The sequence below is a fragment of the Vibrio sp. PSi01 genome (genome assembly GCF_054960695.1).
This window is the reverse complement of record NZ_JBHNYN010000003.1, coordinates 341,673-352,788: the sequence shown is the minus strand read 5'-3', so window position 1 is coordinate 352,788 and position 11,116 is coordinate 341,673. Positions and strand designations below refer to the sequence as shown.

Below are 11,116 nucleotides of genomic sequence, written 5' to 3'. Positions count from 1 at the left end.
TTGATAGTGATAAGACCACTCATACCTTATGGTTATTATCAATGGAACTTGTTTGAGGTCACACGCACAAAACCACAAATAATGTATGGTAATGACATAGATTTAATAATATTAATAATATTGTATTACTTAAATTTTAATTATTGATAACTCGCGTGTGCGAAAGGTAAAGGTAGGGCCTAGGTATGATTCAAATCGTTATTGATGGGAAATATCGAATCGTCGAGCAAGGACAAACCGTTCTTGAAGCGGCAAAAACATGTGGTTTGGAGATCCCATCTTTATGTGGTTTGAACAAAACAGCGGATAAAGTACCGTGTGATTTGTGTGTCGTTGAAGTTGATGGCGTTGGTGTTACTCGCTCTTGTGAGCTTGAAGTGTCTAATGGGTTGAATATTACCACTCAGTCAAAACAGCTAACGAATCATCGACAAGAAGCGTTGAATCGCATCATGACCGATCACTACGCTGACTGTGAGGCGCCATGCCAAACTGCCTGTCCTGCTGGGGTCGATATCCAATCTTACCTGCACCATATTGCTCAAAATGATCACATCAAAGCGATTGAAGTGATCAAAAAGACATTGCCAATGCCGCTTTCAATTGGTCGTGTGTGTCCTGCTTTCTGTGAAACCGAATGTCGTCGTAACTTAGTCGATGAATCCATCGCGATTCGCCAACTCAAACGTCACGCTGCCGATGCGGACTTAGCCGCTCAAGAAAGCTATATGCCTACGAAGAAGCCAAACAAAGGCAAGAGCATTGCAATTGTCGGTAGTGGCCCTGGTGGCCTTACCGCAGGCTATTACTTGTCGAATGAGGGTTACGATGTCAGTGTATATGAATCGATGCCTAAGGCTGGTGGTTGGTTGCGTTATGGTATCCCTGAATACCGTTTACCTAAGTCGATTCTAGACAAAGAAATCGAGCTGATGTGTCGTAACGGGATGTCTGTAGAGTGTGACAAAAAGTTGGGCGTTGATTTTACATTGTCTGATTTAAGCAACGACTTCGATGCGGTTTGTTTAGCGGTTGGTGCATCACAAGCCGTTGAGATGAATTACGCCGGAAGTGATTTAGCAGGTTGTTACCTTGGCGTCGATTATTTAAAGGACTATGTCACCGATAAACAATACATCACGGGTATAAAGGTCGCTGTCATTGGCGGTGGTAATACCGCGATTGATTGCGCTCGAACCGCAGTTCGTGATGGTGCTGATACCACGCTAATTTATCGACGAACACGAGATGAGATGCCGGCGGAAGATTACGAAATCGAAGAGGCTGAACATGAAGGCGTCAAATTCCATTTCTTGACCAACCCTGCTGAAAATATTGCTGATGAGAATGGTCATGTATCTGAAATCCGCTTAGAACGCATGGCGCTTGGCCCCGCGGATGCATCGGGTCGACGAAGCCCGAAACCGACGGGTGAGTTTTTTGTTGAGGATTTCGATACCGTGATTGCTGCCGTGTCGCAAAAGCCTGATCTGAGTTTTATGGACAATGAAGAGATTGAGATTCCTCTTACTCGTTGGAATACCGCTGATGCCGATCCGCAAACCATGCACACGGGAGCAGGCAATATCTTCAGTATTGGCGATTTCCGACGTGGCCCAGCAACCGCTGTCGAAGCGGTGGGGGATGGCCGAGTTGCTGCGCAAGCGATCGATCGCTTTTTCCATGGTGACATGGAAAACATTCCGGCTAAACCGTTTAATTCAAGAAAGCACAAGCAGCTAAAAGCGGTCGATCCTGAGCAATACCAGTCCATACAACGCATGGCGCGTAAAATCATGCCAGAGCTCACCCCAGAACAACGCGAGCAAAGCTTCGATGAAGTAGAAACAGGATTTGATAATGCTGATGCAATTGCGGAAGCAGCAAGATGCCTAGAATGTGGCTGCCAAGCCAATACCGATTGCGACCTACGAGACTACTCGACCGAATACAAGGCAACGCAAACGCATCCAGAATATAAAATCGATGTCGCTTCTAACGACAGCTGGCAAGCTATTCGCGCTGAAGAAGCGAAGGTTGGTTTAACAAGACAAAAATTCGCAGTTGATGACAGTTCAGAATTTATTATCTTTGATGCCAACCGCTGTATCAGTTGCGGGCAGTGTATCCAAGCGTGTCGTGAACAGAATGTTCATGGTGTTTTAAGCTTCATGAATCAATCTGATGGTAAGCCGGCATCAAGACCTGAGTGTCGTCCTAACTTCGGGGCCAATAAGACCTTAATGGGCGACTCAAACTGCGTTCAATGTGGATCTTGTATTCAGGCGTGTCCAACCGGTGCAATGGTGGATGCTCGTGATAGAAAGCAGGGAGACACAGACCTACTCAAGAAAGTCGATACCATCTGCACCTATTGTGGTGTGGGTTGCAAGCTCACCATGCATGTTGATGAAGCAAAGAACAAAATCCGTTATATCGAGGGCGGGGACTCTCCGGTCAATGAGGGGATGTTGTGTGTGAAAGGGCGGTTTGGTTTCGATTTTGTGGGCAGCGATGCGCGTTTAACCACACCATTAATCCGCAAAGATGGCTGGCTACAACCCGCAAGTTGGGATGAAGCGATTAAATTGATCGCTGATAAATTTATTGCGATTAAACAAGGCTTTGGCAGCAATGCTCTAGCAGGTTTCTCATCGGCTAAAACCACCAACGAAGACAACTATGCTTTCCAAAAATTCATCCGCCGTGAGCTTGGAACCAACAACGTCGACCACTGCGCTCGTCTTTGCCACGCTTCAACCGTAACTGGGCTTGAAGCTTCTCTGGGCAGTGGAGCGATGACCAATGATATTCCGAGTATCAAGCACTCAGATGTGATCTTCATTATTGGATCAGACACCACTTCGGCGCACCCCATTATTGGTTCGCATATCAAGCAAGCGGTGAGACATGGTGGTGCTCGTCTTATTGTCGCCGATCCAAAAAGGATCGATATTGCCGATCATGCTGAACTTTACTTAGCGCATCGACCGGGTACTGACGTAATGTTGATCAACGGTGTGATGCAGCAAATCATCAAGCACGGTTGGTATGATCAAGATTATATCGAAGATCGAGTTGATGGCTTTGATACCTTGTTGCAAGAGGTGATGTCACCGAGCTATTCCTTGGATAAGGTCGAACTGGTTACTGGGGTGAAAGCGGAAGATATCTTCGCGATGGCGCGTTTGATTGGTACTGCGGAACGCACTGCGGTGTATTACTCAATGGGTATTACGCAACACACCACAGGGCACGACAACGTTCGCTCAATTGCTAACCTGCAACTCTTATGCGGCAACATTGGTATTGAAGGTGGTGGTATCAACCCATTACGTGGTCAATCTAACGTGCAAGGTGCATGTGATATGGGCGCGTTGCCAAACAATCTGCCGGGTTATCAGAAAGTGTATAACCCAATGGTTCGTCAAAAGTTTGCGATGGAGTGGGGCGTTGCTGATTTGCCTGCTGAAACGGGTTTAACGCTCACAGAGATTATTGATGCGGCGTGTCACCGTGATGTACGTGGTTTATACGTGATGGGCGAAAATCCAGTGCTCAGTGATCCAAACCAAGCGCACGTGATTGAAGGAATTGAAGCGTTGGATTTCCTTGTCGTTCAAGACATCTTCTTAACCGAAACGGCACAGTATGCCGATGTGGTTTTACCGTCTTGCTCGTTCGCCGAGAAGTCTGGTCACTTTACCAATACCGAGCGACGTGTTCAGCGTATTAACCCTGCGGTATTGCCTCCAGGTGACGCGAAAGAGGATTGGGTGATTATCCAATTGCTGGCTAATGCAATGGGCGGCGGTTGGAGCTACGATTCAGCTGCCGACATTACCAATGAGATTGCTCGCGTCACGCCGCAATATGGTGGTTTACGTTGGGAGAACATTACGGTCAACGGCGTGCAATGGCCAAGTAATAAGAACAACCCAGATGGCACACGTATCATGCACCAGACCCAATTTACGCGTGGGCGTGGTCAAATGGAGGCGATTCCGTTTAGATACGCTGCAGAACTTCCAGACGCAGAATACCCATTAGTACTGACAACTGGTCGTATTTTAGAGCAATTCCATACCGGTACCATGACACGTAAAACTAAAGGGCTGGATAACTTAGCAGGGCCGCGTGCTATGGTGAGTGTTCATGATGCTGAGGCGTTAGGTATCTCGAATGGTCAGATGCTTAAAGTATCAACACGTCGTGGTGAAATAGAAATCGCGGCGTTTGTCACTAAGCGAATGCAAAAAGGCGTGGTGTTTATTCCATTCCATTTCGTGGAGTCTCCAGTGAACCGTTTGACTACGACAGCGACGGATCCGCATGCCAAGATCCCTGAGTTTAAGGTGGCGGCTGTGCGTATTGATCCCATTCGTGAGCCAGAGAGTGAAGTAACAGAGGCTTAACCTAATCCGCTAAGTTAAATTGCAGGCATTAAAAAACCGCGTAACTCTTAGAGCTATGCGGTTTTTTATCGAGCTATATTCAGTATGAACTTACTCAGTCGTTTCGCTTTTTATTTAGATTAGCTTGGGACAATTTCGCTACCGTGAACACCAAATTGCTTAGCAGCGTAGGCAACGCGCTCTGCTGGTTTTGGGTATTCAGCGGGCATGCCTAGATTTTCAATATGATGCAAGCGAGGTAATAAACCAGCACCGTTTGCAATTTGTATTGCCAATCCAGGACGAGCATTGAGCTCCAGTACCATTGGGCCTTCTTCTTGGTCTAAAACCATGTCCGTCCCCATGTAGCCTAACCCCGTCATTTCCCAAGCACTTGATGCAAGGGTCAGCAGTTTCTCCCAATGCGGCACCTGAAGTAGCGCCAACTCTTTACCCGTATCTGGGTGGTGTGTCACTGGATGGTCAAACTGAACCGCACGAACGGCCTTGCCGGTTGCGATACAAATACCGACACCCACAGCACCTTGGTGCAAGTTCGCCTTACCATCAGATGCGGAAGTGGATAGACGCATCATTGCCATTACAGGGTAGCCCTTGAATACAATGATTCGAACATCTGGCACACCCTCGTAACTGAAGCCGTCAAAACACTCATCGAACTTAATCAGGTTTTCAACTACAGCGACATCATTCTTACCACCGAGTGAGAAAAGGCCAGCTAGCGCGTTACTGATGTGGCGCTCTACATCTTCTTCATTAATGGTTGAACCGGATGGTTTAGTATAAACGCCGTCCTTATGAGAGGTAACAACAAGAATGCCTTTACCGCCACTACCTTGAGCTGGCTTGATTACAAAACCTGGCCACTCTTTAACCATCTTGTGGATTGTTTTTACTTCAGCTTGATGACCAATCACGCCAATCAACTTTGGTACGGTTGCACCTGCTTGTTCAGCAATGATCTTAGTCTTAAGCTTGTCATCAACCAGTGGATACTTGGAACGATCATTGTAGCGACCAATATAACTATGGTTACGCTTGTTCATCCCCATTATGCCTTTGTCTTTCAACTTAAACGGTGAAGTAAATTGATCAAACATAACTTAGTCCTCCGCTAGCGGTTTAAAGCGACGAAGCTCGGTTAGGCGGTAGCCTGTGTAGTTACCTAGTAGCAAGATGGTCGCTAGAATAACCAGCTGCAAACCAATAAAGTTGAACGTTAAATGTTGAATGAACGGGTTAGTCATACCTAAGTAAACAAGTACCGCGGTAAATAGTGAGCCGCCACCTTGTAGTACAACTTCTTTCGCGCCTTCTTCTTCCCAAAGGATAGACATACGTTCGATAGTCCAAGACAAGATAATCATTGGGAAGAACGTAATGGATAGCCCTTCAGTTAACCCTACTTTAAACGCGACCACAGTAAACACGGAGATAATCATGATCACCGTAATGATTACGGCGGATATCCTTGCAACCAATAAGAGGTTGAGTTTGGACAAGTAACTGCGTATGACAAGACCTGTACCGACAATTAATAGGAAGCCGACAATACCGGTTACAAGTTGAGTTTGAACAAACGCTACCGCAATCAGTACCGGCATGAACGTACCAGACGTTTTCAAACCGATGATGACGCGTAAGAACACAACAATTAGGGCACCGATAGGGATCAGCATGATGGTTTTAAACATCGCTTGTTCTTCTAACGGTAGGCTGTGGATTGATAAGTTCAATAGCTGATCAGCTGATACTTTGCTGTTGGTTGCTTCAGTTGGCGAAACCTCTTGAGCAATCATAGAGAAGTGAACTTTACTGTTCTGGCCACCTACAACGTCCAATAGAGATACGTTCGACTCATCCCAGATGAGTAGGTTTTGTTGCACTTGTTGTTGGCTTGATTCAGGAGAGAATAAAATCCATTGGTCATTATCCCAAATTTGAATCATGTTCTGGATGGATTGACGACGGCGTCCATCTTCCAGTTCGATAACACCAACTACTTTGTTGTGTATTTTTGCTGCTGAAAGTAGCTTGTGTGTCGCTTCTACTTTCGTCATGTTGTTCAGAATCAGCGCTGAGTTTTGGCTGTCAGGATCGTTAAGCGTTTTGATTAGCTCACGAGTGAACGTTAGATTGTCAGCTGAACGTTTAGTCGCTCTATCGATCAATGCAAGAGATGCCGCTTCCTCTGGACCGTCGAAACTTGGCTGTGTAACTTCCCCCTCTGGTGGGGTATCGTTCACTTTTGCTTGGTTGTCGACTAAGAATTGTGTTTTGTAGTAGATGGTTTGCGGTCCATCTGCATAGCGAATAGACCACTCTGCACGGCGACCTGATTCAGTATTCAAATAAGAAATACCGTAACCTGGTGATGAAGCCGATTCGCCGATAAGCGTATAGTTAGACTGAGTATGAGGAGCGGCTAGTGAAACTTTTGCTTCTTTACCTACTGCGTTGAACTCGATGCGAGCTTCAACATCCCAAACTTGCCTGGTTTCCCCTGGAGTCCAAGGTACGCCGTAGGTGGTATGTCTGAACATACTCAACGTTATACCTGCTACGATGAGCAGGAAAATAGAGATATAAAATGGAATTCTAGACGTCATAGCTTACCCTACTATTGTTATTTAACTTCCGTTTGTACGTACTTTTTACTTACATCTACTAGCGCTATGTCTTTGATAAATTCGCGCCCTAGTAATACAGGGTGACTCATTTGAGAGCGATCCGCCAATGTAAATTGCGCTTTTTCATGGATTTTTCCAACTTTCACCCATAATTCGATCACAGCTCGACGTTCTGCTTGATCATTGGTTGATTGACGGATTTTTACATAACGTACAACAGGTGCTTCAATCCATTTCTGGTCTTCTACGGCTTGTGCTTTATCGTCTAGATGGAACTTAACCCAATTCTTACCATCACGTTCGAATTCTTTGACGTCGACAGCGTTCAAAGAAGAAGTCGTTGCGCCAGTATCAACACGAGCATCAAAGCTCTGCTTGATAGAGTCAATAGATACTTTTTCGATTCCTCCAAGAATGGTTGGCTGCAATGTTGGGGTAATAGGTGCCGCAGCAACCGCAACTGGTTCCTCTTCCGTTAACTCTTCAATAACGCGGTGTTCCATGTTTGTTAGATGAACATCTAATTGATTAGATAGGGTAGTGATTTCATCTTCTAAGCTTTCAATGTAATCACTTTGATTGCTTAGTTGCAGTTCAAGATTTTGAACCTTATTTGCGATGTTTGTCTCTGAGCGGGAAATAGCATCGAGAGTTTCTTGGTGGTAGGCCGCACCGTTTGTCAGGGTACAGCCAGAGAGCAAACCAACCGCCACAATTGGCGATAATCGCTTAAACATAAAAAAACCTTTGAGAATTAGAGAATAGTTCAGACTATTTAAGAGTTTAGCCCACAAAAAAGGATGCGTGAAGCATCCTATTGTAAGAGTCTGGTCATATTGAATCGCAATGTGAGCGCTGCGCCAATTATTGCTATTTGAAATAGCTCACTTATTAAACATAAGTCAACTTTTGTTCAATTTACGCTCTTTTAAGTAGAGCTCTCAGCGCAGAAAATTATGATTTCTTTACCACAAGAAATGTTGATTTTGTGGCCTGAAATTTAAAGTTTTGTTGCTGTCGAGTTCGTATTCTTATTGCTATTAAGTTTATGGCTTTGTCGCCACTAGAATCGCACGTCGTGGTGCTGGGTGACCTTCTACTGTTTTACTTGGATCGTTCGGGTCTAAGTAATCAGGTAGAGAGTTGTGCGTCATCCATTCTGTTGTGCGTTGTTCACCAATCGTTGTGACATTTTCGTCAACAATACGTACGCCTTCAAAGCCAACCTGTTCAAGCCAACGTTTTAGAGCGCGAGCTGATGGGAAAAAGTAGACATTTCTCATTTGCGCGTAGCGGTCAACAGGAACAAGAACAGCGTTTTCGTCACCTTCAATCACTAACGTTTCAAGCACCAATTCGCCACCAGATACCAATTGGTCTTTTAATTGGATCAAATGATCAAGCGGTGAACGGCGGTGGTAAAGCACACCCATGCTGAATACCGTGTCATAGGCTTCTAGCTTTGGCAGCTGCTCAATACCTAGAGGCAACAGGTGAGCGCGTTGATCATCGCCCATCAACTTACGAATCGCTTCAAACTGAACCAAAAATAGGTGAGAGGGATCGATACCCACCGTTAAGCGAGCACCTTCGCCAAGCATACGCCACATGTGGTAGCCATTACCGCAACCTACATCGAGTACAGAGCGGTTTTTAAGTGGTGAGATATGCGGAAGTACACGGTCCCATTTCCAGTCGCTGCGCCATTCTGTATCGATATGAATGTCATGAACGGTATAAGGACCTTTACGCCAAGGGTGGAACGTCTTTAATAAGCTCTCTAGCTTTTTAAGCTCACCCGTTTGAAATGGTGTGCTGCTGCCGATAGTCACAGAGTTCTTTAAATCAACTTGATCAGGCACGCCTTGTGGGATCTTGTTCAGTGCACGTAACCAACGGTCAAAGTCACCGTGCTCTGCATTTTGCCAATCCGTCAGCTGTTGAGGAAGAATATTGAGCCACGGCTGTAGGCGAGTGTCTTGGGCAATGAGTTGATAAAAGTTAGCAAAATTAAACATGAATAATATTAACCGTTGTGGAATTCATAATGTGTACAGCCTTATAGCCATAACACAGGGAAATTAAGGGCTAAAATATGAGAGCTTCAGACTTTAGCCAATTGTGGTTCAGCGCTATTTAATCGCGAACATCGAACCGAAGTTGAAGCATTGGAACCACACTTCGCTACTTGAGAAGCCAATCTTTTCAAAACGCTGCTTATGAACTGGAATTGAATCTGGACGCATCACATTTTCGATAGCGCTGCGTTTCTGGCTGACTTCCAGCTCGCTGTATCCGTTAGCACGTTTAAAGTCGTGGTGCAGGTCGATAAGCAATTCATTTGAACTTTCGTCTTCGAATACGTATTTTTCTGACAGGATTAAGATCCCACCAGGACGCAGGCCCGCATGAATTTTCTCAAGTAATGCGTATCGGTCGTCCGGAGACAGAAATTGCAGCGTGAAGTTCAGCACCACAACAGAGGCGTCTTTAATTTCGATTTCACGAATATCCGCTTCAATCACTTCGACAGGTGTATCGCTGCGGTAAGCATTAACGTGCAATTTACAGCGCTCAACCATCGCTTCTGAATTATCAACAGCGAAAATCGTGCAACCTTCTTGTTGAATGTGTCTGCGCATTGAAAGCGTAGCCGCGCCAAGAGAGCAACCTAGGTCATATATATTTGAATGTGGCTTTACAAAGCGCTCAGCTAACATGCCGATCGCAGAGATGATATTGCTGTAGCCGGGCACCGAGCGTTGAATCATATCCGGAAATACTTCAGCAACCCTTGCATCAAAGGTGAAGTCTCCAATTTTATCAATAGGAGCGGAAAAGATATTGTCTGTGTTGCTCATGGCATTCTCTCTCGACAGTCAGCGTAATTGGCACAGATTTCGTACCAAATAAAAGGGGACGTATTTTACGTAAAAAAAACACTGCTGTCACGAAAACTGAGATTACTCCTAGTGTTTGGCTGTATATAAGGATGAGGGCTTAAAACATCGAGATTTGATGATTGCCTTTTTGTGCCGGAAACTGAGCGAGATCGGGTAATAACAATGACGTATTTTCAGACACTTGCTTTTGTAAGCGCTTATAAATAGCTATCGCAAGCTCAGGTGCGTGATTATTGTCTGGGGTGTGGATCATTAAATAGGGTTGTTTGCCCTCACTAAGCCAGTTTGGAATTTTGGCAAACCAAGGCTTAAAAAACTCAATATTAGGTCCTTGGTCTGTGTGGCCAATAAATCGAATCATCGGGTTATTGGCCGTCGCAATCGCATGAACGGGAACACGCGGCTTTTTCTGATGCGCATCGATCACCGCTTCCGTGGTTGGTGGCGCTGAGAACACAGGGCGACTGTCCATAATGATGCGATTGATGCCTTCCTCAACTAGCCACTGATTGAAGCGCTTCTCTGCATCACCCTTATCAAAGAAACCCAAGTGTCGAACTTCAACGCCAAGCTGCATGTCTTTTGGAAATAACGTACAAAACTTTTGTAGGGCAGGCAGCATGCTGGGCTCAAAACTGTGTGGCAGTTGAATTGTCCATTGACCAATGCGATCGTGGAGTGGCGACATAGTCATCAAGAACTCTTTGAGCTCAGCTTGGCAGTGTCTGAGTTGTTGCTGGTGGGTAATGAATTTGGGCAACTTAAAGGTGAACCTGAAATCATCGTGACTGGCGGCTTTCCAATTATGAACTGTCGACATACTTGGCGTAGCGTAAAAGGTCGTGTTGCCCTCAACGGTATGAAAAACTTGCGTGTACTTTTCTAGGCGTTCGGCTGGCTTGGTGCCTCTGCCATAGAACTGACTTTGCCATTCAGAGTGAGACCACATGGTTAATCCAAGTCTTAAAGGTAAAGTTTCTGCTGTTATTTCACGATCATTCATCTATTACACCGTTATCCATCACGCCCTAAAATCTACTGTACGAGAGTTTTGCTGATTAAGGTACTTTCGAGATATAATTAGCGCAATTTTCCTGGTTTTGGTGAATCTTTGCGCACTTGGTGGGCTAAAAAGCAGCAAAGCCAGATAAAACACAATAAATTCGAA

The 11,116-nt window shown here is 45.3% G+C and carries 7 protein-coding genes; 1 reads left to right on the top strand and 6 read right to left on the bottom strand.

Features of this window, described 5'->3' with window-relative positions; all coding sequences use genetic code 11:
• The first annotated feature begins 185 nt into the window (after window positions 1-185).
• Window positions 186-4,415 carry a formate dehydrogenase subunit alpha gene (fdhF, locus tag ACFI6G_RS06905; protein WP_462710192.1) on the top strand — a complete coding sequence of 1,410 codons (4,230 nt, stop codon included), beginning with the start codon at window positions 186-188 and terminating at the stop codon, window positions 4,413-4,415.
• Between the two features lie 119 nt (window positions 4,416-4,534).
• Here fdhF and ACFI6G_RS06900 read toward each other — a convergent pair whose 3' ends face one another.
• The 6 genes from ACFI6G_RS06900 to ACFI6G_RS06875 all read right to left on the bottom strand — a co-directional run bounded on the left by ACFI6G_RS06900 (window position 4,535) and on the right by ACFI6G_RS06875 (window position 10,951).
• On the bottom strand, window positions 4,535-5,515 hold the full coding sequence (locus tag ACFI6G_RS06900; protein WP_248372055.1) for an alpha-L-glutamate ligase-like protein: 981 nt from the start codon (window positions 5,513-5,515) through the stop codon (window positions 4,535-4,537).
• 3 nt (window positions 5,516-5,518) lie between these two features.
• Entirely contained in the window at window positions 5,519-7,024 is a 1,506-nt protein-coding gene (locus tag ACFI6G_RS06895; RefSeq protein ID WP_016786660.1) for an inactive transglutaminase family protein, read from the bottom strand.
• Window positions 7,025-7,041: 17 nt separating this feature from the next.
• Window positions 7,042-7,782, bottom strand: a complete 741-nt coding sequence (locus ACFI6G_RS06890; protein ID WP_016792568.1) for an ATP-dependent zinc protease family protein — start codon at window positions 7,780-7,782, stop codon at window positions 7,042-7,044.
• 309 nt (window positions 7,783-8,091) lie between these two features.
• Window positions 8,092-9,063, bottom strand: coding sequence for a tRNA 5-methoxyuridine(34)/uridine 5-oxyacetic acid(34) synthase CmoB (gene cmoB / locus ACFI6G_RS06885; protein WP_010437830.1), 972 nt, complete (start codon window positions 9,061-9,063; stop codon window positions 8,092-8,094).
• A 114-nt stretch (window positions 9,064-9,177) separates the two neighbouring features.
• Complete coding sequence (gene cmoA, locus ACFI6G_RS06880) at window positions 9,178-9,906, bottom strand: carboxy-S-adenosyl-L-methionine synthase CmoA (protein WP_010437832.1); 729 nt, start codon at window positions 9,904-9,906, stop codon at window positions 9,178-9,180.
• 139 nt (window positions 9,907-10,045) lie between these two features.
• The gene (locus tag ACFI6G_RS06875) at window positions 10,046-10,951 is read right to left on the bottom strand and encodes a DUF72 domain-containing protein (RefSeq protein WP_016792567.1); all 906 of its coding nucleotides are present in this window, start codon (window positions 10,949-10,951) and stop codon (window positions 10,046-10,048) included.
• Between the last annotated feature and the right edge of the window lie 165 nt (window positions 10,952-11,116).

Coding starts and splice junctions, on each gene's coding strand:
- ACFI6G_RS06895 (WP_016786660.1), bottom strand. CDS start 7,024: ATGACGTCTAGAATTCCATTTTATATCTCTATTTTCCTGCTCATCGTA.
- ACFI6G_RS06890 (WP_016792568.1), bottom strand. CDS start 7,782: ATGTTTAAGCGATTATCGCCAATTGTGGCGGTTGGTTTGCTCTCTGGC.
- cmoA (WP_010437832.1), bottom strand. CDS start 9,906: ATGAGCAACACAGACAATATCTTTTCCGCTCCTATTGATAAAATTGGA.
- cmoB (WP_010437830.1), bottom strand. CDS start 9,063: ATGTTTAATTTTGCTAACTTTTATCAACTCATTGCCCAAGACACTCGC.
- fdhF (WP_462710192.1), top strand. CDS start 186: ATGATTCAAATCGTTATTGATGGGAAATATCGAATCGTCGAGCAAGGA.
- ACFI6G_RS06900 (WP_248372055.1), bottom strand. CDS start 5,515: ATGTTTGATCAATTTACTTCACCGTTTAAGTTGAAAGACAAAGGCATA.
- ACFI6G_RS06875 (WP_016792567.1), bottom strand. CDS start 10,951: ATGAATGATCGTGAAATAACAGCAGAAACTTTACCTTTAAGACTTGGA.